Genomic DNA, 23,035 nt, shown 5'->3' on the forward strand with positions numbered 1-23,035 from the left:
GGAGCAGTATCAGTCCGGATGTGCCTCGGCCGGCTCGTCCGGGATCATCGCCGAGGGCAGATCCAGAAACCGCTGGGCGATCCAGACCAGGTCGCCCTGGGTGAGCATGCCGGCCACAGCCTGCCCGTCGAACACGTCCAGGGCGACGTCGTAGGTATCCCGCGCGTGTTGCTGCAGCCGGTGCCGTGCCGCCACCGGGATTTCGTGCACCGCGAAGAAGGCCACCCTGCGCACGGGTTCGCCTCGGCTGCAGATCGACTTCAGGTCGTCGCGGATCTTCCCGTCCAACGGCGGCTTCTGCACGGATGCCGCCAGGACCCAGGGCTCCGTGGTGGCACGCCCGATGAACCCGCCCGCCCCGGGCAGCTCGTGTGGCAGGTTTGTGTAGTGCGACTCGGCGTCACGTCCCTGGTCCCCGCCGGCACTCACCGGACCGGTAGCCGGCACGATGTTGCTGCTCAGCCGGCGCAGCGAAATCTGAAACACGATCTGCTCGAACACATGGTGCTCGTTGCGGCCCGCCAACTGCTCAAGCAGAAACTGGATATAGCGTTCGGTTTCAGGGAAAGTCGCCACACAAGGATTCTCTCCCACACCACTGACAACGGGCGCTTGCTGTGGGCGGGAACGTTGTGAGCCCCGATCTTCTGTGCGCGGTGGAGCAGCCGCCCACCCACGATCGGGGCGGGCAGACGTGACGCGTGACCGCGTCAGGGCCGAGAGGGGCCCGGCGGATGAGGCAGCTCGAAGTCGCGGCTGCTGTGCGAGTGAGCGAGCGGTCAGTGGCGCTGTGGTGCCAGCCTGGCGAGAGCGCGGCGAGGTCTGGGTCCCGTTGCAGGGTTCTACGGGGATGGGTTGGGGACCAGTTGGGGACCACGCGGTGTGCGCGATGATGCACGACGGAGCCCGTTATGCACATTATCCACCCCGATTAAGCATGTTATGTCCAGAAAGTACCCTGACTCCTACTCCTGGGAGGTCAAGGGGTCGCAGGTTCAAATCCTGTCGTACCGACGGAAACGTCGCAGGTAGGGGCCATCTTCGGATGGCCCCTATTTCGTGTTTGGGGCAATTCTGGGAGCCGCTCCCTGCGCTCCCTGGGAGCGGGAGTCTGGGAGCGACGTCAGTCGGGGGGTGACGGCTGTGCGCCTGCCGAGACTCCAAGCAACGGTGGCGTGGGCGGCCGTCAGGTCCATCATCGGGTTCCGGGTGGCCTGGGCGACCCAGGCCGCAGTGGGGTGTGCGGTGGTGCCGAGGATGCGAACACGGCGGGTGGTGTGTTCGATGACCGCGAGGATGTACTGGCCCTCCGTTCAGAGTGACGGTCTCGATGAAGTCGCGGGCCAGGAGAGGCGGCGGCGCCAGTAGAGCGGCAAGTAACGCCCGGCTTCCGCGGTGAACTCGGCCTGGTCCGTTCCGCGTTGTCGCTCGCCGCGCTCGTGCTGCGCGCGGTCTTCCGACGGCACGAGCGGACGTGGCTGCGGGCGGGCGGCGGCATCGTCGACCAGTCGCTGTCGGAGCGGGAGTTCGAGGAGGCCTGCGAGAAGCCGCGGAGCGTCTCGCGCACGCTCGTGCGGGCCCAGGGGCGGTGGCGATCGCACGTCGCCCGACCGACCGCCAGCCACCTAACCTTTACGGCATTGTTCGACGTAAGGCTCGCCCCGCGCTACCCTCAAACTGAACAGTGGTGTTCAAGTTAAGGAGCGTGTCGTGACTGCAGCGTCGCCCCCGATCTCGACCGGCGCCCCGCCGGGAGTGGCCGGGCACCCCCTGCGCCGGCCGATTCTGGTGGTGCTGTGCCTGAGCCTGCTGATCGTGGGGCTCGACGTCACCGTACTGAACGTCGCCCTGCCCACACTCGTCGGCGAACTCGGGGCGTCCACCAGCGAGTTGCAGTGGCTGGTCGACATCTACAGCCTCATGGCCGCCGGTCTGATGCTCTTCGCCGGCAGCCTCGCCGACCGCTACGGCCGCAAGCCGGTCTTCCTCTCCGGCCTGGTCCTGTTCACCGGCGCCTCCGCCGTCGCGGCGTTCTCCGGCAGCACGACCCAGCTCATGATCGCCCGCGGGGTCATGGGTGTCGGCGAAGCCCTGATCATGCCCGCGACGCTCTCCATCATCGGTGTCGTCTTCACCGACCCCAAGGAGCGGATGAAGGCGATCGGCCTCTGGTCCGCGATGATCGGGGTCGGCCTCGCCATGGGCCCGCTGGTCGGCGGCTGGTTGCTCGGGCAGTTCTGGTGGGGGTCCGTCTTCCTGATCAACGTACCCATCGGCATCCTCGCCCTGGCCGCGGCGTTCACGATGGTCCCGAACTCCAGGGCCGCCGTCGCCCGGCGACTTGACCTGCCGGGCGCCCTGCTCTCCGTCCTGGGCATCGGCACCCTCCTCTGGGCGACCATCGAGGGCCCGTCCAAGGGCTGGACCAGTGCGCCGGTGCTGATCGGCTTCGCCGTCGCCGTGCTGTTCCTGGCCGCCTTCCTCGGCCGCGAGCACACCGCGAAGGAGCCGATGCTGCCGCTGGGGATCTTCGCCCACCGGCGCCTGGCCATCGGGAACATCCTGGTCTTCCTCGGACTGCTCTCGCTGCTCGGTGCGCTGTTCGTGATCGTCCAGTACCTACAGTTCGTCCTCGGTTACGACGCGGGGGAGACCGGACTGCGCATCGCACCCACCGCCCTGATCATCCTGATCGCCGCCCCGCTCGCGTCCTTCCTCGGCCAGAAGGTGGGCACCCGCCGGCTGGCGGCGACCGGCCTCGCGTTCGCCGGGGTCTCCCTGCTGATCCTCGCGACCACCGGCGACGGCGACGGCTACGGCCGGGCGCTGGCCGCGATGCTGTTCCTCGGCTTCGGGGCAGGGTTCATCATCGGCCCGACGAGCGACGCCATCGTCGGGTCCCTCTCCGACGACGACCTGGGCGTCGGCTCCGCCACCAACAGCGCGGCCGTGCAACTGGGGTCGGCGCTCGGTGTGGCCGTGCTCGGCAGCCTGCTGGCCGGCACCTACCGCAGCGAACTGACGGACGGCAAGGCCGCCGCCGGTCTCCCGGACGCGGCCCTGGACGCCGCGGGTGACTCCGTCGGCGGCGCCCTCACCGTCGCCGGGGAGATGCCGGGCCAGGCGGGGGAGGCGTTCGCCGATCTGGCGCGCTCCGCCTTCGTCTCCGGGATGGCGCCCTCGATGTTCACCGGGGCCGCCGTCACCGTCGTCGGCATCGTTGTCGCGGTGCTGCTGTTCCCCCAGGGCAAGGTCGGTGACGCGCGCGGTGCGAGGGTGCCGGAACAGTCCGATGCTCCGTCCGCGGCCGAGCCCGTCGAAGCCACGGATCGGCACCTGGCCCCTGGTCAGAGGGGGTGACCTACGCTCCCATCATGTCCACGCCGCATGAGAAGGTACGCCGCCCCGGCGGTCGTGCCCCAGGAGGAGAGCCCCGCCGACGCGCGGACGCGGAGCGCAGCATCGCGTCCATCGTCACTGCCGCGCTCGATTGCTTCCGCAAGGACCCCAAGGTCAGCCTGTCCGCGGTCGCCGTCGCGGCCGGGGTCAGCCGGGTCACGCTGTACGCCCACTTCCCGTCCCGGGAGGACCTGCTCGACGCGGTGCTCGCGCACTCCGTCGAGCAGGCGGACGGGGCGCTGCAGAGCCAGGCGCTCGACGAGGGACCGGCCGACGAGGCCTTCTCGCGGCTCGTCCGGTCCGGCTGGCGCATTCTCGAGCGCCATGCGTTCCTGCTCGCCGCGTCCGAGGGCGTCATCGCCCCGGCCCGGCGCCGCAGTCACCACGAGAAGGTCCTCGCGCGGGTGGAGCGGGTCCTGGTCCGCGGACAGGAGGAGGGCGTGTTCCGCACGGACCTCCCGCTGTCCTGGCTGGTGACCACCTTCTACAGCCTGTTGCACGCCGCGGCGGCCGAGGCCGACGCACGACACCTCAAGGTCAAAGACGTCCCCGACATCCTCGACAGCACACTGTCGTCGATGTTGCGGACGCCCGCCTCATCCTGACGCTCCGTACGTACGGGGCGTCCCGTCCCGACACCGGAGCAGCCGGATCGGGGCCGGGGTCCCGTAGGAGGCCCCGCCCCTGCCGCATCGACAAGTTTTCTCGCCAGCCGCAAGAGCCGAGTAAGAGCCGACGCAAGAGCCGACGTAAGAGGTGGTCCCGATCAACTCGATCGACACGAACGAAACCCCGCGGCACACCCGCGTGGTCAACGCCCTGAGCGCCGAGGACCCGTCGGTCCGGCTTCAGGCTGCCATGGCGGTCGGCTCGACCCCCGACCCCGGATTCCTGGAGACGCTCGTCGAGCGGTGCGCGGTCGAGCCGGACCTCTTCGTGCGGGACACGCTGTCCTGGGCGCTGATGCGCTACTCGCCGGAGATCACCCTGCCGCGGATCCGCCGGGAACTCGACTCCGAGCGCGCCCAGGCCCGTAGTCAGGCGTTGCACACCCTCTCCAAGATCGGCGACAAGGGGGCGTGGGACTGGATCACGCGCGACATGCTGCGTGACGCCGACGACGAGACCGCTCGGACCGCCTGGCGCGTCGCGGTCTCCCTGGTGCCCGAAGGTGAGGAGCAGGACCTGACCGACGAACTGGTCAGGCAGCTCGGCCGCGGCAACCGCAGTCTGCGACTGAGCCTGAGCCGGGCCCTGGTCGACCTCGGCGACGTGGTCGAACCCGCCCTGGACAAGGCCGCCGGCGACCCCGACCCTGCGGTGGCCGAACACGCCGCCGCCACCAAGCTGCTCCTGAAGACCCGTCAGGCCGCTCTCCGGGAAGCCACCGAGAAGGCGAAGCGGGCCGCCGCCCGGGGCGAGGGCCGACCGCCCGGCGGTGCTGTCCTTCCGTAGCTCGCGTAGCTCGTCCGTGGCTGACCCGGGAGAGGGCAGTCGGGGATGAGGGCCGGGGCGTCGGCAGGTCAGCAGACGCTGTCCGTCGGCTTCGGGTTGGTCAGGCCGAACAGCGGGCGCAGGCGCAGGCCCGCCCAGGTGCCGAGGATGGCCACGACGGCCCAGATCCAGCCGTGGAGGGATCCGGAGGCGATGCCCGCGAGGTAGGCGCCGATGTTGCAGCCGCCGGCCAGGCGGGCGCCGACGCCCATCAGGATGCCGCCGATGACCGCGGCGAGCGCCGTACGGGCGGGGATGGTGCGGTGCAGCCGCCACACGCCGCCGGCGGCCGCCGCGACGGCCGCGCCGACCATGATGCCGATGTCGGTGAGGCTGTTCTTGTCGGCGAGCACCGGCCCCGACAGCTGAGCCGCGCTGCCGGGCTGCTGCCAGAACGTCCAGGTCTCCGGCATGCCGCCCAGTGCGCCCACGACCTTCGAGCCCCACAGGGCGAACGCGCTGGTGACGCCCCAGGCACCACCCGAGACGAGCAGTACGCCGGCGCCGAGTACCGCGAGGACCAGGGCCCCCGCCGCCAGCGGCCAGGAACCGCGCACCGTACGGCGGAGGGCGCCGCGCGCCGACGGCGGGGTGCCGACCGGCGGGGGAGTGCGGCGGGCCTGCACGGCGCGGGCGGTGAACCAGATCGCGGCGAGCGCGGCGATCGTCACCGCCCAGGAGCCGAACCAGCCGATGTGGTCGGACAGCACGTACGGGTCGAGCGCGGGCAGCTCGTTCCAGAGGCCGAACTGCCAGGCGGCGAGGGTGGAGCCGGTGATGAAGCCCAGGAGGGTGAGCACGATGGTGCCCTGGCCGGAGCCGACGGCGAAGAGGGTCCCGGAGGCGCAGGCGCCGCCGAGCTGCATGCCGATGGCGAAGAGGAAGGCGCCGATGAGCAGCGCCACTCCGATCGGCCCGGCACTGGGCGCGGGCACCGAACCGAACAGACCGCTGCCGGTGCCGATGATCAGGGCGAAGAGCGTCGCCGTGGTGCCGAGCAGCAGGGTGTGGGCCCGCAGCCCGGTGCCGTTGCCGACGGCCACCAGCTGCCGCCAGGCGGAGGTGAAGCCGAACCGGGAGTGGAACAGGCCGAACCCGAGGCCGATCCCGAGCAGCAGCAGGACGCCGGGCTTCGCCCCGTGCTCCGCGAAGACGTAGCCGGCGAGCGCGACACCGATGGCGCCCGCGACTCCCAGCGGAACGCGCCGGACCGGCGGCAAGGCCTCGGCCGGAGGGGCGGAGACGGAGGTGGGGGCAGGGGCGAGCACGGCGGTGCGGGGCGGCGCCCCGGCTTCGGGAGCGGTGGTCAAGGGTGTCTCCGGGAACGGGAGGGGGGTCGGACGGGCGATGGCCGCTGAGCGCGCGGCGAGGCGTCAGCGGCGACAGAGCGCGTCGTCGACGCTCCACGGCGTGGCCGCGAAGAGCGCGAGAGCGAGCTGACGAGCGGGTCCGAACATGCGCACCACCCTAGGCATCCCGCCGGAAATCCTGGAACGCCGTCTCACATAGAGAGCACACATGGGGAGCACACACAAGGAGCACCCAGGGAGAGCACATGCGTCCTGGACGCCCTCCCGGCCGGACGCCCTCCTGGCCGGACGCCCTCCTGGCCGGGCGCCCTCCCGGCTGGACGCCCCTCCTGGCCGGACGCCCTCCTGGCCGGGCGCCGCGAGGGCGCCGCGAGGGGGGCGCGACCCGCCCCGGCCCCCGGCGGACTGGAACAGCTCCCACCCAGGAGCTGGCCTGACGGCGCAAGCTGCGAAAGGTGTCGGCAGCAGGCCCTCACGGCGTGCAGGTGCGGCCCGGCTTGCCCGGGAGAAGGAGCTTCACCTGCCCGGCCGGGACGCGCAGCGGCTGTTCGGCCGAGGGGTTCCACAGCACGACGCTGCCGTCCGCGACGCCGAACGAGAGGTAGGGGGTGTCGGGCGACAGGGTGCCGCCCTGCTCGTTGAGGGAGCGGGCCGGCACGGTTGGCCGGACGCAGGCCCAGTCCGTGGAGATGCCGAAGTACCCCGGGGCCGCCGTGTGTTGGACGGCGGCCTTTCTCAGGAGCTCGGCTGCCCGCTGCGGTGACGAGAGCGTCGCGTCGACGGACAGGGTCACGCCCAGGACCAGGAAGAGGGCGGCGCAGGTCGCGGCGAACAGGCTCCTGGGGCGTATGAAGTGGAAGTAGCGCATGATTCCCCAGGTGGCGGCCACGAAGAGGATCGCCCCGATCGTGGGCCACAGCAGCTTCACCGCCGAGACGATCTGCCATACGCCGCTGACCGCCGTCTCCTCGGGAGTCAGGGACAGCTCGTCGGCGTAACCGTCCTGCAGGATTCGCCCGGTGAGCGGGAGAGCGGCGACGAGCAAGGTGGCAAGGAGCGGCAGCGCACCCGCGGACAGGACCTGCCAGCGCCGACGACGGCCCAGCAGGACAAGTCCGGTCGCGTAGAAGGCGACGCCCGCGGCCGTCAGCGCGTACTTCGGGTGCAGTCCGTCGGAGAGCCCGGGGACGCCCAGCGCGTAGCAGGCCATGCCCAGGGTCGCGACGGCGGAGGCCGCCAGGCAGCGGAGCCGGGTGCGTGACAGCGGCAGCGCGAAGGCCGTCCACCAGGCGGGGACCGCGCACACGAGCGCCAGGAACCAGCACACCACGGCCGTCGTGGACTGGGTGTGCCGGGCCAGTGTCACAAAGAGCGCCATCGCGAACAGCGGTCCCATGAACAGCGCGAGGGCCCGGTTGAGGGCGTCCTCCCGGTGCTGGACCGTCCCCGTTCGCCCGCGTCCGTCGAGGGGACGCACGTACAGATCCGCGCGGGGACCATCCGGGTGCATGTGACGGGCGAGGTGCAGGGCGGCGTCCCTGCCCGCGTGCACACGGACGTGGTCGTCGAGCAACCCCGACCGTGCGGCCATCCAGCGTCCCGCCGCGAGAAGGCGTCGAGTTGGCGCTCGACGGGCCGCATCCCCGGCCGGGCGCCCCGCCGCATACACCTGCCACTCCGGTTCCATGAGCCGGTCTGTCTCGTCCCGCTGGAACAGCCGGCCGTAGACGACTGCCTGTGCCGACTTGCTCAGTTCCGTGACGCGCCACGCCGCTTCACGGTCCGCGCGCCAAGAGGAACCGATGACCGGCACCTCCACCCAGCGGAACTCACTCACTGCGGGGTCGGCATCGAGGGCCCGGCGGGCGACGCGCCGTTCCTTCGGCGTCAACTCGTGGCACGGCCAGCCCAGTTCGTCCAGCCGGCGCTGCGCCTTCTCCCACTGCGGACGGCCGCCTTGCAGCTCGACGAGGGTCGTCACCGTACAGTCCGGGCTTCGGGGAGCCACTGAGCCTCCGTCTCGTGCGGTCGGGCCTGCTGGAGCGGGGATCGACTCTTAGAAGCCTCTTAAGTGCCCCTCGGATACTCACGATCATGGACCAATCCAAGAACGCCCCGCAGGGGAAGAGCGATGGAGGCCACGGAGAGCCGGACCGCGGACGGCACCGGGACGCTGCCGTCGTCGGGCGCAGGAGACGCCGTCGCTGTCTCGGAATGGCCGTCGCGCTCGTGGTCACCGGGACCACCGCATCGGCCGGGTACGCCGTCGTCGTGGCCGCCGATGACAAGTCCGCGCAGGCCAGGCCCCCCGAGGTGCACGGCGGAGCCGTGGACTTCGAGGTGGCAGGCGGCACCACCACGGTCGACACCGGCACGCTGCGGGTGACGGGGCGGGCCGCGGGCGGTGCGCTCGTCCCCGTCTCCGCCGCCGCGGCCGACGACTTGGGCAGGCCGGGCCGGGTGCGAGTGGAGGGGCCTCGCGCCCGGTGGTCGTATCCCGCCAAGGGTTTGCAGGTCACCGCGGTCAGTGAGGCGGGGCGGCTGCGGATGACGGTCCGGGCCGAGAAGGACGGCACCCTCGCCTGGCCCGTCACCGGTGACGTCAACGGCAAGGGGCGGGGCGCCGAGGCCGCGAACGCCTCGCTGCAGATTCCCCGGGGCGAGGGACTTTCCGTGCCGGCCACGGACCGATTCTGGAACTCGAAGGCGGCGGGTCTGGCCGGCACCGAGGCGGAACTGGCCACCGGCTCCCTGACCCTGCCGCTGTGGGGATACAGCGCGGGCGGCCACGGCGTCAGCTACCTCGTGCCGGAGAGCATCGGCAGCTCACTGGCCTTCGCATCGACGGGCGGCCGGTTGAGCGCGACGGCCAAGCACGCGTTCTCCCGGCGGGAGAAGACCCTCGGCTACACCGTCACCTTCGCCCTCACCTCTGGTTCCCCCATCGCGCCGGGCAGGGACTACCACCGATGGCTGCGTCAGCACGGCGAACTGCGCACCCTCAAGCGGAAGATCACCGAGAACCCCGAGATCAAGAAGCTGCTCGGGGCCCAGCACGCTTATCTGTGGGGCGGCGCCCGCGGGACCAAGGCCGTCGAGAGGCTGCGCAAGCAGGGGAACACCCGGCTGTGGCTCGGCTATGACGCCGACGGCAGCCCCATGAGCGAGGAAGCGGTGGCACAGGCCGAACGGCAGGGCTATCTCGTCGGCCCGTACGACACCTACGCCAACGGCCAGGACCCGGAAACCGCCGACACTCCGGTGTCGAAGTGGCCGGACAAGGTCTACCCCGACTTCTGCGTGCGCGACTGGAAGGGTGAGATCAAGACGGGCTTCGGGGGCCGCGGCTGCTATCTCAGCTCGGAGGCGTTCGCCAAGTCCGCCGCCGATCATCCCTATCTCGCCCGGCACGTCGAGGAAATGACCGAGAACGGCGTCAACAGCGTCTTCCTCGACGTCGACGCGGCGGGAGAACTCTTCGCGGACTTCTCCGAGAACCACCCAATGACCAAGAAGCAGGACCGGGCCAACCGCATGGAACGCATGCGCACGCTCGCCGACGAGGACGGTTTCGTCCTGGGATCGGAATCCGCCGTCTCCTGGTCGGCACCGGCACTCGCGTTCTCGCACGGATCTCAGACGCCGGTGAACGACACCCTGTGGCCGTACCAGAAGGAAAAGGAGTGGGGCGCCTACTACCCGGACGACGCCCCCGGGTTCTTCTTCAAGCCCACCACGCTTCCCGCGTCGCTGGCGAAGTCGATGTACGACCCCGCCTACCGTGTGCCGCTGTACCAGACCGCGCTGCACGACTCCCTCATCAGCACCGACCGCTGGGAAATGCCCTACAACAAGTTCCCCGCGCAGAAGAAGGACCGCGCGCTGATGTCCGTGCTCTACAACACGCCGCTCAACTTCGTTCTCGGCGAGAAGAATCTGGAGACCACGGGCAAGGAGATGGCCGTACTCCAGCGGTACTTCGCCCCGCTGCACAAGGCGGCGGGCACGGAACGGATGACCGACTTCCGCCGGCTCACCAAGGACCACATGGTCCAGCGCTCGGTCTTCGGCGACGGCGCCCTGACGGTGACGGCCAACTTCGGTACGAAGCGGCACGGAAGCCTCCCGGCGGGTTGCGTGGACGCCGAGTTGAAGGCGGACCCGCAGCCGCGTCGCCTCTGCCCGGCCGACGGCTGACGACCGACAGGTGGCGGGTGACCGCTCAGTGGATGGGTGTCCAGTGCCCGAGGGCGTCGTCCAGGCATCGACGGGTTCGGCCTGCCACGGACCAGGAGATCCGCTCCGTCGATGCCCTGCTGATGCGGTACGTCGGGTATGGGCTGGCCGTGGAGTTGAGCAGCGAGGCGAACGAGGTGGGGGCGCGTACGCGCGGCCAGCCGGTCAACTGCTCCCAGGCGGCGCCGACCTGCTCGGCGCCGACCCGCTCGGCCTCATCGATCAGGCAGGCGCGGCCGCCCGAGCCGCGTAGGCGCGGACGTCTGCGTCCGGGTCCAGGACCGCCGTGGCGAGTGCCGTGCGGGCGTCCTCGGTTGCCCCGTGGCGGAGGAGGGCCAGGACCGCGGCCTTGCGGACGTCGGCGTTGGGGTCGCCCAGTGCCCCGGACAGGGCGGGTACGGCGCGGTGGGGATCGGCCGCTCCCAGTGCCGAGGCCGCACCCGCGCGGACCTGCCAGGGCGGGGCGGAGAGAGCCTCCACCGCCGTGGCGTCGTACGGCGTGGGGCAGCCCGCGGACGCCAGCGCGGTGAACGCGGCCGCGCGGACCAGGACGTCCGTGTCGTGGAGCAGAGGAGACAGTGCCTCCGGCGTGTCCAGGCCGCGCGCCACCGTGACACGGACCTCGCGGGCCGGGTCCGTGCGGGCGCGGGCGACGGCGTCGAGGGCACCGACCGAGACCAGGGCGCGGACCGACGCGATACGGACCTCGATGTCCGGGTCGGCGAGCGCACGGGCGTAGGCGGTGGCTTCACCGAGGCGCAGGGCGCGCAGGACGTCCAGGGCGGTCGCCCGGACCAGGGCGTCCTCAAGGAAAAGGGCGGCGTGCAGGGCGTCGGACAACTCCGGCTCGGCGACGAGGACTTCGACCAGTTCGCGCAGAGACGCGGCAGCCGCGCCGCGCACCGCCGGATCGGGGTCCGCGAGCGTCCCGGCGAGCGCCGGGCCCGTACCCGTGGGGACGGTCTCGGTGAGTGCGGCCACGGCCGCCCGACGCACGGCGGGGTCCGGATCGGTCAAGAACGGGCGCAGCAGCGGGAGTTCGGGTTCGTTCTCGGTGAGGGCGAGCAGCTCCAGGATGCGGGGGGAGTGGGAGGCCACGGCCGTCTCCCGTGACGTAGTGGTGTCGGTGCGGATGGTTCCCGAACCCACGGGGGCGAGGTCCCGCTGCCCGGCCGTGGCCACCTGCTCCGGGTGCACCTCTCCCAGATGGCGTGACGCGCCGCCGCCCGGCGTGAACTCCTCCACCGGGACCAGGTACGGCGCCACCGGGCGTGCCGTGAACTCCATCGCCCCGGAAGGGGATTTGCGGAGGTCCAGGTGGTGCAGCCAGCCGTCGTCGTCGCGCTTCGGGTGATCCGTGCGCTCGTGGTAGAGCCCCCAGCGGGACTCCGTGCGGGCGAGGGAGGAGCGGGCCGCCATCTCGGCGCAGTCCCGGATGAAGTGCACCTCGGCGCAGCGCATCAGCTCGTGCGGGGTCTGCGCGCCCATCGCGTCGATCTCGCCGCGCATCCGCTCGAAGTGGTCCACGGCCAGGGAGAGCCGGGCACCCGACTTGGGCGGGGCGACGTAGTCGTTCACGAAGCGGCGCAGTTTGTACTCGACCTGCGGCTGCGGAGGGCCGTCCGGGTTGCGCAGGGGGCGGTAGATCAGTTCATGCGCGTCCCGCACCTGATCGGAGGGCAACTCTCCCTCGTACGCGGTGAATCGGGAGGCGTCCGAGCCCGCCAGATCGCCGAAGACGAACGCGCCGATCATGTAGTTGTGCGGTACGCAGGCCAGGTCCCCGGCCGCGTACAGACCGGGCACGGTGGTGCGGGCGTGGTCGTCCACGCGGACGCCCGACGCCGAGTGGCCGCCGCACAGGCCGATCTCGGAGATGTGCATCTCGATGTCGTGGGTGCGGTAGTCGTGACCGCGGTTCGCGTGGAAGGTGCCGCGGGTCGGGCGCTCGGTGGAGTGCAGGATGTTCTCCAGCGCGCTGATGGACTCTTCCGGCAGATGGCTGAGCTTGAGATAGACCGGCCCGCGGTCGGAGGCGAGTTCGGCCGCGAACTCCGACATCATCTGGCCCGACCAGTAGTCGGAGTCGACGAACCGCTCGCCGTGCCGGTTGACCTGATAGCCGCCGAAGGGGTTGGCGACGTAGGCGCAGGCGGGGCCGTTGTAGTCCTTCATCAGCGGGTTGATCTGGAAGCATTCGATGCCGGTGAGTTCGGCGCCCGCGTGGTAGGCCATGGCGTAGCCGTCACCCGCGTTGGTGGGGTTCTCGTACGTCCCGTAGAGGTAGCCGCTGGCGGGCAGGCCGAGGCGGCCGCAGGGGCCGGTCGCGAGGATCACGGCACCGGCGCGCACGGTCACGAACTCGCCCGTACGCGTGTTGAATCCGGCCGCGCCGACCGCCCTGCCGTCCGCCGTGAGCACCCGCACCGGCATCACGCGGTTCTCGATGCGGATGCGCTCGCGCATCTCGCGGCGGCGCAGCTGCCGGTAGAGGACCTTCTTGACGTCCTTGCCCTCGGGCATCGGCAGCACGTACGAGCCGGAGCGGTGCACCTGGCGCACCGCGTACTCGCCGTGCTCGTCCTTCTCGAACTTCACGCCGTAGGACTCCAGGCGCCGCACCATCGAGAAGCCGCGGGTCGCGGTCTGGCGGACGGTGGACTGGTCGACGATGCCGTCGTTGGCGCGGGTGATCTCGGCCACGTAGTCGTCGGGTTCGGCGCGGCCTGGGATCACTGCGTTGTTCACGCCGTCCATGCCCATGGCGAGGGCGCCGGAGTGGCGGACGTGGGCCTTCTCCAGGAGGAGGACGTTCCGGCCCTGCTCGGCAGCGGTGAGAGCCGCCATCGTGCCGGCCGTTCCACCGCCGATGACGAGGACGTCGCAGGAGAGCTCCTGGGCGTCGGAGACTGCGGGGATCTGCATGGAAGGAGGGCCTCTCAGGTGCCGAGGGACGTCAGAACGGTGCGGCGCAGCTCGACGGTGGCGGGGTCGCCGTGGGACGTACGGTCGCGGGGGCGCGGGACGTCCAGTACGCGCAGGACGCGTCCCGGGCCCGCCCCCAGGAGCGCGACGCGGTCGCCGAGGAAGAGCGCCTCGTCCACGTCGTGGGTGACGAAGACGACGGTCGCGCCCGTGCCGCGCAGCACGTCGGCCAGCAACTGCTGCATCCCGGCCCGGGTCTGCGCGTCCAGCGCGCCGAACGGCTCGTCCATGAGGACGGCCCGCGGCTCGCCCACGAGGGCGCGGGCGAGCTGGACCCGCTGGCGCTGTCCGCCCGAGACGCGGTGCGGGAGTCTGGCGCCGTGCCCGCCGAGGCCGACACGCTCCAGCCACTCGTCGGCCAGGGCGCGACGCTCGGTCCGCCTCAACCCCTTGATGGCGAGCGGCAGTTCGACGTTGGCCCGCAGGGTGCGCCACGGCAGCAGCGCGTCGTCCTGGAAGATCAGTGCCCGCTCGGCGTGCGGCGCGGTGATGGGCTCCCCGTCCTGGGCGACCTCTCCGCCGAGCGGAGGCAGCAGCCCGGCGAGGGTGCGCAGGAGGGTGGACTTCCCGCAGCCGGAAGGGCCGACGACGGTGAGGATCTCGCCGGGCGCGACGTCCAGTCCGAGCCCGTCGATGACGGCGGTCCCCTCCCGCCCGATCGACGCGTCGCGCAGGGTGAGCCGGGTGCCGCGCGGCGGGGCGATGACGGGGGCGAGGGCGGATTCGGGGGTCGTCGTGGTCACTTCGGGGGGAGTGGTCATGGGGTCACGCCTCCTTGTGGACGCCGGTTCGGCGCATACGAACGGATCGGCGCGGTCGCACGGGCGTCTCGACGCGGGACTCCGTCCGTGGCAGCCACCGCGTCACCCGGCGGCCCAGTACCTCCACCGCCGTCGACGTCATCCACCCCAGCGCGCCGATCGTCACCATGCCGACGAGGACGCCGGGGTAGTCGACCACCGTGTAGTCCTGCCAGGTGCGGTAGCCCACGCCGTACTCGCCGGAGATCATCTCCGCCGAGATCACACAGATCCACGACACGCCGATGCCCACGGAGAGCCCGCCGAGGATGCCGGGCAGCGCCCCCGGCAGGACCACCGAGCCGAGGACGCGCCACCGGCCGCCGCCCATCGTGAGGACCGCCTCCTCCCAGACCGGGGTCAGGGCGCGCACCGCGTGCCGGGTGGAGACCATGACGGGGAAGAACGCCGCGGTGAAGGTGATGAAGACGATGCCCTGCTCGTTGCTGGGGAAGAGCAGGATCGCCACCGGCACCAGGGCGATCGCCGGTATGGGCCGCAGCACTTCGAGGACGGGGCCGAGCAGATCGGCGGCCAGGCGCGAGCGGGCGATCGCCGTGCCGACGGCCACCCCCGCGACGGCGGCCAGCGCGAAGCCGGTGACGATGCGGCTGAGGCTGTCGGTGAGGTCCTGCCAGTAGGCGTCGCTGCCGATGCGCTGCCCGAGCTCCCGCGTCACGTCGACGACCGTGGGGAACTGCTCGAAGCGCAGCCACAGTTGGACGTCGAAGGCGGTCAGCAGCTGCCACAGGCCGAGCGCTCCGGCGATCGACAGAACGCGCAGGAGGTGACGCCACGTCATGACGCCTGCTTCAGGGCCTGGTTGTACGAGACGGTACGAGCGCCCGGATGTGCCTCGGCGTAGGCGCGGGCGGCGGAGGGCGTGACGAAGGGCAGCAGCTTCGTGCCGTCGGCCAACCACACCGCCTTGTCGGCGAACCAGGGCGTCCCGGTGGTGGTGTCGGGTACGTACGCGGCGCGCACCTTGCCCTGCTGTGCGGCTGCGTGGCGCAGCAACCCGGCCGGGGTGGCGAAGGACCGGGTCTTGTTCTCGCCCTTCAGCCAGAGCTCGCTGCGGGGCGGCCCGGGGGCAGTGGTGAGCGCGGTGGCGTAGTCGTCGCCGTACGCCTTCTTCACGTACCGATCGTCGACGAAGCGGTCCACGTCCACGTCGCCCACCAGCTTCGCCGATTTCAGGACGGGCACGTCCTTCTTCAGCGCGGCCACCAGCGCGGGCTTGATCGTGGTGTCGAAGGTGGCGATGCCGTGTGCGCCGTTGTAGAGGTAGACGACCTCGGGCGGCAGACCGGTGGCCTTCGCCACCGACTCGGCGGCCGCGACCGGCCGCTCGTTGAGATAGGCGGTCGCCTTGGCCTGCGCGCGCAGGAAGTCTCCCAGGACGCCGGGCCGCTTCTTCGCGAAGTCCTCCCGCGCGGTGACCCCGTGGAAGGTCGGCAGGTCCAGTTCCGCACCGTCGTACAGTGCACGGGCCCGGTCCTGGAAGGCGAGAAGACCCGGCCACGCCACGAACTGCGAGAGCGCGTCCGCGCTGCCCGCCTGGAGCGCCGAAGCACCCACGGCGGGCTGCTGGTTGAGCTTGCGGATGTCCTTCTCGGGGTCGATGTCCGCCTGCCGCAGCGCCCGTACGAGAGTGCCGTCGGCGGCCGAGCCGACGCTCGTGGAGACCTTCTTGCCGCGCAGGTCCTTCAGCGCCGAGAGCTTCGAACCGGTGCCGGTGACAATGGTGTTGAGGCCGCCGCGGAGGTTGTAGCCGGTGACGGAGACGAGCTTCGTCGGCCGGTTCAGCTGGGTGCCGCGGGCGGCGTTGATCAGGAGGGGGAAGTCGCCCATCGAGCCGATGTCGATCTTCCCGGCGGTCATCTGCGCGGTGATCGGCGCGCCGGTGGCGTAGTCCTGCCACTTCACCTTGTAGGTGACGCCCTCACGCTCGCCGCGGGCGGCGAGTTCGCGCTCGAAGTAGCCGAGCGACCGCAGCAGCGTGCCCGCGGTGACGGTGTTGATGGTCTTGGACTGATAGCCGATGGTCACGGTGACGGTACCGGGATCGCCCGCGCGCGCCCCGCCGCAGCCCGCCAGGGGGATGCTCAGCAGGGCGGCTGCCAGGACAGCGGTGAGAGACGTGCGTTTCCTCGTGCGTTTCATGGGGTTCACCGCCTTCACCGGAGCAGGTAGGGCATGTTGACCGTGACCGCGTCCGTGGGGCAGCGGGCCGCGCACGGCCCGCAGTACCAGCACTCGTCGACGTGCATGAAGGCCTTGCCGCTCTCCGGGTTGATCGCGAGCGAGTCGAGCGGGCACATGTCGACACAGAGGGTGCAGCCGTCGATGCACTTCGACTCGTCGATGGTCACGGGCACGTCGGCGCGCTGGGGGGCCAGAGGCATGGCTGTCTCCCGGAAAGAGGTGGCGGGTGAGATGTCAGTGGGCCCGCGGGGACGGGGGCCCACGGGGGCCTGCGGGTCAGAGCGCGCGGTGGAGCAGCCCGCTCATGCTGATGCGGTCACCGCGGAAGCGGATGAACTCCAGGTCCACGGGGCGCCCGTCGGCCAACGAGGTGAGGCGTTCGAGCATGAGCACGGCGACCCCGCGCGGGGCCTCGAGAACGGCGGCGGAGTGCACGTCGGCGTTGACGGCCTCCAGGGTGATCTCGGCCGTGCCGAGCGACTGCCCGGTCAGGGTCTCGAGCAGCCGGAACACATCGGTGTTCTCCAGGTCGCAGCCGATGAGACCGGAGCCGATGTCCATCGGGACGTAGGTGAGGTCGAGGGAGAGCGGCAGGCCGTTGAGGCGGCGAAGGCGCTCGATGTAGAGCACGTCGGTGTGCTCCACAAGGCCGAGCCGCCGGGCCACGGGTGCGGGCGCCGGGACGGGACCGACCGTACGGACTTCGTTGGTGACGTCGCCGTGTTCGTGCAGGGTCTCGGCGAGGCCCTGTAGCCGGTTCAGGCCGTGCGGATACTTCTCGGCCACCACGACGGTGCCGACGCCCGGCTGCCGTTCGAGCAGTCCTTCCGTACGGAGCAGGTCGAGCGCCTGCCGGACGGTGTTCCGCGACACGTGGTAATCCCTGCCGAGCGTGCCCTCCAGCGGCAGCACACCGCTGGGAAAGCCCCCGGTGCGCACCTGGTGGCGCAGCAGGTCGGCGAGCTGTCGTGCCTGGTCCGCGCGCAGCCGACGCCGTCGGGCGGCGGCGACCGGCACTGTGTGCTCGCGGATACGTTCGGCTGGCATGCGAGGGACCATACCGACGGGGCCGGGGCCGTGGTGTTGCCGGAGTATTGCGCCACTCGACAGACCGCGTGTACCGCCGCTGACCTGCGGGTTCGCCAGGCTGCCGGGAAGATCTGCCAGTTGTGCGTCAGCTGTACGACAGCTGTAGGACCGCACAAGGCGCCGTCGGCGGGAATTCCGCGCAGGCCCAAACCGGGAGCGACTTCAATTCGCTCACCCTTGTCTGCCGGTGCCTGCCCTTGTCTGCCGTTGCCGGAAAGGTATTTCCGCCCGTATTGGCGAAGGATCTTTCAACGGCCGCGGTGAGGCCGCGGTGAAGGCAGAGGCCGGTCAGCGTTCGGGGTCGAGCAGCGTATGCGCGACGGAACCGCTCAGGACCTGGCGGGCCACATCGGAGAGCTTGAGCTGCCGGTTGCGGGCATAGGTCCGCATGCGGATGAGTGCCTGGTCGGCGCTGCATCCACGGGAGTTGGAGAGAAACCCCTTGGCCTGCTCGATGACGATCCGTGCGTCGAGCGAGCTCTGGAGCCGTGCGATCTGCGTCTTCTGTCCTTGCATCACCTGCTGCTGGATCACGCACATCGTGGCGGTGTCCGCCAGCGCCTGGGCCGTCCGCAAAGCGGCTTCGTCCAGCGGTCTCGGCCGGTCGTGGAGCAGGTTCAGGGCGCCGACCACCGTGTCCTGGCGCCGCAGGGGGACCGTGGCGACCGAGGTGAAACCGAGGAGGAGGGCACGCGGCGCGAACCGGGGCCACCGTTCACAGGCGGCCTCGTCGTCCAGCCTGAGTTCAGAGATGCCCGCCTGGGAGCGACAGCAGTCCCGGCACGGCCCCTCGTCCCATTCGAGGCCGAAGAGCTCCAGGGCGCGGGTGTACTCGTCGGAGGCCACGACCTCCACGACCTGACCGAGCGGAACGTCCAGCAGGACGCCGGCAGCCGAGACGTCCAGCAGGTCCACACAGTGTTCGGCCAGGGTCTGCAGGACATCGGGGACGCTCACGTCTCGCACCAGTGGCGCCGCGAGATCCACGAACGCGGACGCCAGCCGGTCCTCGCGCTGCCTCTCGGACATGGCGGTCATGCCGCCTCTCCTCTCCGTGACACACCGTCCACAGCGGCCGGTGTGAGGGGTCCGGCCGCAGGGGGCCGGGAGACATGTCCCGCTGGCGACGGAACCACTGCTCCCCTTCCCGACGGTCGCCCAGTACCAGCAACAGAACCGCGTTCATGCTCCAGTTGAGGAATTCACGGAATCTTCTCCACGCTACCGCGATTGTTCGTCTCATATCAGACACACGCCGATCGGATGTGGTCCCAGGATCGCAAGAACCGCAATTAACCGCCCCTCTTTCGCTCTGTTGAAAGCAGGATTGAATTCCTGTCAACCTCCTCGGTCCGTCACGGCCTTTCCGTCGACCGAGGCGGCCGGGGAAAGAATCCGCTGGTGCGCTTCCGGTAGGCGGCGTAGCCCGGCCGGTCCGCCATGTGCCGTTCGAGGAGCGCCTTGCCGCTGCCCCGCGTCAGCAGATACGCCATGACCAGGGGCCCGACGACCGTGGCGGCGGCCGCCGCGGGCGCTTCGCACGTGATGAGGAACAGGCCCCACCAGACGCAGAAGTCACCGAAATAGTTCGGATGGCGCGTCCAGGACCACAGACCGCGGTCCATGAGGCGGCCCTTGTTGGCGGGGTCCGCCTTGAACCGGGCGAGCTGGTGGTCGCCGACCGCCTCGAAGACCAGGCCGGTCAGCCACAGGAGCCCTCCAACGGCAGCGAGCGCCCCCAGCGGCCCGGAGATGTACGCGGCGGCCTGCACGGGCAGGGACACCAGCCACACCAGCGCCCCCTGCAGCAGATAGACCATGCGCAGGGCGTACGCGTTCTTGCTGCCCGGAGCCTTGGACAGCAGCCGCTCGTAGCGCGGATCCTCGCCGTGGCCCCGGGCCCGCCAGGCGATGTGTCCCGCGAGCCGCAGGCCCCACACCACCGTCAGGGCCGTCACGAGGAGCCGTCGCCCCTCGTCGCCGTGCCCCGCCGAAAGGGCGTACGTCACGAGGGCGACGGCAGCGAAGGCGACCCCCCAGGCGATGTCCACGACGCGGTGCGGCCCGCGGCGCAGCGCGAACGCGAAGGTGGCCAGGAGCACGGCCAGGGCGGTGAGCGCGGCGAAGGCGAGATTGACGCCGAACGCGCCCCAGGCGAAGCCGTTCACGACGCACCGTCCAGTCGGATCTGGTGCACGTCGAGGTAGCCGGAGCGGAAGCCCGCTTCGGAGTAGGCCAGGTAGAAGTCCCACATGCGCCGGAAGGTGGCGTCGAAACCCAACTGACCCACCTTCTCCTCCTGTTGGGCGAAGCGCTCGCGCCACAGCGCCAGCGTCCGCGCGTAGTGCGCGCCGAAGCCGTCGCATGCGGTGACCCGTAGCCCGGTGTGGGCGCGCGCGGTCTCCTCGACGGCGCGGACGGAGGGCAGCTGACCGCCGGGGAAGATGTACTTCTGCACCCAGGTGTAGGTGTTCCGGCCGGCGAGCATGCGGTCGTGCGGCATGGTGATCGCCTGGAGCGCCACCGAGCCGCCCGGCGCGAGCAGGGAGTCCAGGGCGCGGAAGAACGTGGGCCAGTACTCCGCCCCGACCGCCTCGATCATCTCCACGCTCGCGATCGCGTCGTACTGCCCGCGCACCTCGCGGTAGTCGCACAGCTCGATGCGGACGCGGTCCTCGTGGCCCGCGGCACGCACCCGTTGCCGGGCGAGGTCGCGCTGCTCGGCGGAGAGGGTGACCGAGTGGACGCTCGCGCCCCGCTCCGCCGCGCGGATGGCCAGGGCTCCCCAGCCGGTCCCGATCTCCAGCAGCCGCGTCCCGGGCCCCACGCCGCACAGGTCGAGCATCCGGTCGATCTTGCGGTGCTGGCCCGCCTCCAGATCGGGCCAGGCCGCGGGCAGTTGGTCGAACAGCGCGGCGGAGTAGCTCAGGGACGCGTCGAGGAACAGCGCGAACAGGTCGTTCGACAGGTCGTAGTGGTGCTGGATGTTGGCCTGCGCGCCGCTCGGCGTGTTGCGCTGTTCGGCCGGCTTCCTGGGCGCCCACAGGGCGCGCAGCCGCTGGAGCGGGGGCGGCACCAGCGTGGCCGCGTGCTCGGCGAACACGGTCAGCACCGCGACCAGGTCCCGCGCCTCCCACTCGTGCGCCATGTACGACTCGCCGAAGCCGACCAGTCCGTGCGTCGCGACACGCCGCAGAAGGCTGTCGGGATCATGGATCTCCAGCAACGGGCCGCCTCGGCCCAGGACTTCACCGTCGCCCATCGCCACCTTCAGCGGCAATCCGTTCAGGGCGTGTCGGACGACGGCCCGGGCCAGCGCGCGGCGCGCCGCGGAGCAGCGCGGTACGGCCACGACATCGGGCCACCGCTCGGCGTCGATCGCGTCCTGCGGACGGGAGAGGCCGGGGGCACCGGACACGCCGGACGCATCGGATACGGACGTACTCACTTCAAGCCCTCCTGGGGACGGTGCCGGGGTCGCTTCCGCACGGGCAGACCGCGCAGCCACAAGGCGATGCCGTGCCGCCGGATGGCCGCCGAGACGGCCACCGTGGACCAGGGGTGACGGACGGCCGCCCGCAGCAGCACCCCGGCGGACGCGGGACGGCGCTCGCCGCGCACGGTCGCCGTGAACATCCGGTGGCCGCCCTGGTCGAAGTGCAGCGTGACGCCGAGGCGTTCGCCCGGCACGGGAAGCCGCATCCGGTACTCACCATCGACGGGGAAGAACGGCGAGACGTAGAACTCCTTGGCCACGTCCGCGCTCCGCGCGGCATCGGGGCCCAGGAGATAGCAGTGCCGCTCGCCGTAGGTGTTGTGCACCTCGGCCACGACACAGCGCAGCTCGCCGCCGGGGCCGTGGCACCAGTACAGGGACAGCGGGTTGAAGACGTACCCCAGGACCCGGGCATGGGCGAGCATCAGCACGCGCCCGCCGTCCAGGGTGATCCCGCGCGTGGCGAGGAAGGCATCGAGCCCCGTCTTGATGCCGGTGCTCCCGCCGCCGAAGTGGTCGCGTCCGTCGAATCCGGCCAACGGGCGCAGCATGCGGGGCAGTCGGGGAGGCGCGTCCAGGTCGATCAGCCACAGGTACGTGCGGTGGGTGAGCTTGTAGTGGCGCGGGCTCGTCCGGACATGGGTGATGACGCTCGGATACAGCGCCGGCGCCGGACCGGGGGAGACGTTCACCAGCGCACTCCCAACGCCTGGGCCGCCTCGACCCCCGAGCGGCAGCCGTCCTCGTGGAACCCCCAGCCGTGATAGGCGCCCGCGAAGGCGGTGACGGGCCCGCTCAGGGAGGGGAGACGTCGCTGCGCGGCGACCGACTCCGGGGTGTAGACGGGGTGTTCGTACGCCATCCGGGCGAGCACCCGGTCGGGGCCGATCCGCTCGTCGCTGCCCAGGGTCACCACGTACGTCTCGGGGGCGTCGAGCCGCTGCAGACGGCTCATGTCGTAGCTGACCCGCACGTGGTCGGTCGTGGCGCCGCACGAAGGGAGCAGATAGTTCCACGAGGCGCGGGCGGCCCGGCTGTGCGGCAGCACCGTGGTGTCGGTGTGCAGCAGGGCGGGGTTGCGGGAGTAGGGGAAGGCCCCCAGGATCTCGCGCTCCTGAGCGGACGCGTCGGCCAGCAGACGCAGCGCCTGGTCCGGATGGACCGCGACGACCACGGAGTCGTACGTGTCGGTCGTGCCGTCCTCGGTGGTGAGCGTCACGCGGCCCTCGCCGCGGCGCACCGACCGCACCGGCGTCGAGGTGCGCACGGACTGGAGCTGCTTGCCGACCCGTTCCACGTACTGCCGCGAACCGCCCGCCACCGTGCGCCAGGTGGGAGATCCGGACACCGTGAGCATTCCGTGGTGGTCCAGGAACCGGAACAGATGGCGGGCCGGATAGCGCAGGGCCGTACCCGGCGGGCAGGACCACACCGCCGACACGAGGGGCACGGCGAAGTGCCGCACGAAGTAGTGCGAGAAGCCGTGGCGGGTGAGGAACGCGCCGAACGTGCCGCCGTCGGGTTCCGTGCCGTCCGCGCCCTGCCCGCCTGCCGCCAGGGACTGCGCCGCCCTGCGGTGGAAGCGCGGTATCTCGGAGAGCATCCGCAGGAACGGGCCGCGCAGCGCGTTGTGCGGCTGCGCGAACAAGCCTCGCGGGCCGCGCGCGCCCGCGTATTCGAGGCCGCACCCCTCGCACCGCACGGACATGCTCATCTCCGTCGGCTGCGAGGTGACGGCCAGTTCCCGGAACAGGCGGAGCAGATGCGGATAGGTGCGGTCGTTGTGCACGATGAAGCCGGAGTCCACGGCGTGCGTCCGGCCGTCCGCCCCCGGGACGTCATGGGTGTGCGCGTGCCCTCCGAGGCGGTCGTCGGCCTCGTAGAGGGTCACATCATGTACGGATCGCAGGATGTGGGCGGCGGTGAGCCCCGCCACCCCGGAGCCCACCACCGCCGTACGCCGTCGCTGTTCTCTCATGCCGTCCCATCTCCTCGTCCGGACCTGCCGGACGTGCTCTGAA

The 23,035-nt window shown here is 71.0% G+C and carries 18 protein-coding genes and 1 pseudogene; 5 read left to right on the forward strand and 14 right to left on the reverse strand.

Annotated features, from left to right (window positions below; genetic code table 11):
• Positions 1–9: 9 nt before the first annotated feature.
• The gene (locus ACZ6ZP_RS11500; protein ID WP_469406502.1) at positions 10–576 is read right to left on the reverse strand and encodes a hypothetical protein; all 567 of its coding nucleotides are present in this window, start codon (positions 574–576) and stop codon (positions 10–12) included.
• A gap of 827 nt (positions 577–1,403) precedes the next feature.
• On the opposite strand from ACZ6ZP_RS11500, the pseudogene ACZ6ZP_RS11505 reads away from it, so the two are divergent.
• The 4 genes and pseudogenes from ACZ6ZP_RS11505 to ACZ6ZP_RS11520 form a co-directional block, all read left to right on the forward strand.
• Positions 1,404–1,700 (forward strand): annotated as a pseudogene (locus ACZ6ZP_RS11505) (chorismate-binding protein); the annotation flags it as partial.
• 10 nt (positions 1,701–1,710) lie between these two features.
• Positions 1,711–3,360: a DHA2 family efflux MFS transporter permease subunit gene (locus ACZ6ZP_RS11510; protein WP_469406503.1), complete on the forward strand. Its 1,650-nt coding sequence runs from the start codon at positions 1,711–1,713 to the stop codon at positions 3,358–3,360.
• Positions 3,361–3,374: 14 nt separating this feature from the next.
• On the forward strand, positions 3,375–4,004 hold the full coding sequence (locus ACZ6ZP_RS11515) for a TetR/AcrR family transcriptional regulator (RefSeq protein WP_351161627.1): 630 nt from the start codon (positions 3,375–3,377) through the stop codon (positions 4,002–4,004).
• 151 nt (positions 4,005–4,155) lie between these two features.
• Positions 4,156–4,854, forward strand: a complete 699-nt coding sequence (locus ACZ6ZP_RS11520) for a HEAT repeat domain-containing protein (RefSeq protein WP_469406505.1) — start codon at positions 4,156–4,158, stop codon at positions 4,852–4,854.
• Positions 4,855–4,922: 68 nt separating this feature from the next.
• Here ACZ6ZP_RS11520 and ACZ6ZP_RS11525 read toward each other — a convergent pair whose 3' ends face one another.
• Both ACZ6ZP_RS11525 and ACZ6ZP_RS11530 read right to left on the reverse strand, forming a co-directional pair.
• Entirely contained in the window at positions 4,923–6,203 is a 1,281-nt protein-coding gene (locus tag ACZ6ZP_RS11525) for a YeeE/YedE family protein (protein ID WP_469406507.1), read from the reverse strand.
• Positions 6,204–6,675: 472 nt separating this feature from the next.
• Positions 6,676–8,211, reverse strand: a complete 1,536-nt coding sequence (locus ACZ6ZP_RS11530; protein ID WP_469406509.1) for a hypothetical protein — start codon at positions 8,209–8,211, stop codon at positions 6,676–6,678.
• A gap of 86 nt (positions 8,212–8,297) precedes the next feature.
• Between ACZ6ZP_RS11530 and ACZ6ZP_RS11535 the strand changes: the two genes are divergently transcribed.
• Positions 8,298–10,400: a glycoside hydrolase gene (locus ACZ6ZP_RS11535; RefSeq protein ID WP_469406510.1), complete on the forward strand. Its 2,103-nt coding sequence runs from the start codon at positions 8,298–8,300 to the stop codon at positions 10,398–10,400.
• Positions 10,401–10,661: 261 nt separating this feature from the next.
• Here the strand turns inward: ACZ6ZP_RS11535 and ACZ6ZP_RS11540 are convergent, their stop codons facing one another.
• The 11 genes from ACZ6ZP_RS11540 to ACZ6ZP_RS11590 all read right to left on the reverse strand — a co-directional run bounded on the left by ACZ6ZP_RS11540 (position 10,662) and on the right by ACZ6ZP_RS11590 (position 22,992).
• A complete protein-coding gene (locus ACZ6ZP_RS11540; protein ID WP_469406511.1) occupies positions 10,662–13,364 on the reverse strand; it encodes a fumarate reductase/succinate dehydrogenase flavoprotein subunit in 2,703 nt (900 codons plus the stop codon).
• Between the two features lie 14 nt (positions 13,365–13,378).
• Entirely contained in the window at positions 13,379–14,185 is an 807-nt protein-coding gene (locus ACZ6ZP_RS11545; protein ID WP_361460973.1) for an ABC transporter ATP-binding protein, read from the reverse strand.
• Positions 14,186–14,189: 4 nt separating this feature from the next.
• Complete coding sequence (locus ACZ6ZP_RS11550) at positions 14,190–15,026, reverse strand: ABC transporter permease (protein ID WP_469406514.1); 837 nt, start codon at positions 15,024–15,026, stop codon at positions 14,190–14,192.
• Positions 15,023–16,387, reverse strand: a complete 1,365-nt coding sequence (locus ACZ6ZP_RS11555) for an ABC transporter substrate-binding protein (protein WP_469406516.1) — start codon at positions 16,385–16,387, stop codon at positions 15,023–15,025. Before ACZ6ZP_RS11555 ends, ACZ6ZP_RS11550 begins: the two co-directional genes overlap by 4 nt.
• Before the next feature lie 14 nt (positions 16,388–16,401).
• Positions 16,402–16,629 carry a 4Fe-4S dicluster domain-containing protein gene (locus tag ACZ6ZP_RS11560; protein WP_190086068.1) on the reverse strand — a complete coding sequence of 76 codons (228 nt, stop codon included), beginning with the start codon at positions 16,627–16,629 and terminating at the stop codon, positions 16,402–16,404.
• A gap of 76 nt (positions 16,630–16,705) precedes the next feature.
• Positions 16,706–17,476: a GntR family transcriptional regulator gene (locus ACZ6ZP_RS11565; protein ID WP_469406518.1), complete on the reverse strand. Its 771-nt coding sequence runs from the start codon at positions 17,474–17,476 to the stop codon at positions 16,706–16,708.
• Positions 17,477–17,806: 330 nt separating this feature from the next.
• Positions 17,807–18,556, reverse strand: a complete 750-nt coding sequence (locus tag ACZ6ZP_RS11570) for an ANTAR domain-containing protein (protein WP_399974279.1) — start codon at positions 18,554–18,556, stop codon at positions 17,807–17,809.
• A gap of 317 nt (positions 18,557–18,873) precedes the next feature.
• Positions 18,874–19,686 carry a DUF1295 domain-containing protein gene (locus tag ACZ6ZP_RS11575; protein ID WP_469406520.1) on the reverse strand — a complete coding sequence of 271 codons (813 nt, stop codon included), beginning with the start codon at positions 19,684–19,686 and terminating at the stop codon, positions 18,874–18,876.
• A complete protein-coding gene (locus ACZ6ZP_RS11580) occupies positions 19,683–20,966 on the reverse strand; it encodes a class I SAM-dependent methyltransferase (RefSeq protein ID WP_399974285.1) in 1,284 nt (427 codons plus the stop codon). Before ACZ6ZP_RS11580 ends, ACZ6ZP_RS11575 begins: the two co-directional genes overlap by 4 nt.
• The gene (locus ACZ6ZP_RS11585) at positions 20,963–21,709 is read right to left on the reverse strand and encodes a DUF1365 domain-containing protein (protein WP_399974401.1); all 747 of its coding nucleotides are present in this window, start codon (positions 21,707–21,709) and stop codon (positions 20,963–20,965) included. Before ACZ6ZP_RS11585 ends, ACZ6ZP_RS11580 begins: the two co-directional genes overlap by 4 nt.
• A complete protein-coding gene (locus tag ACZ6ZP_RS11590; RefSeq protein ID WP_469406522.1) occupies positions 21,703–22,992 on the reverse strand; it encodes an NAD(P)/FAD-dependent oxidoreductase in 1,290 nt (429 codons plus the stop codon). The genes ACZ6ZP_RS11585 and ACZ6ZP_RS11590 overlap by 7 nt, the downstream gene beginning before the upstream one ends.
• Positions 22,993–23,035: the final 43 nt, after the last annotated feature.

The sequence above is a fragment of the Streptomyces sp. NPDC054047 genome (assembly GCF_055585065.1).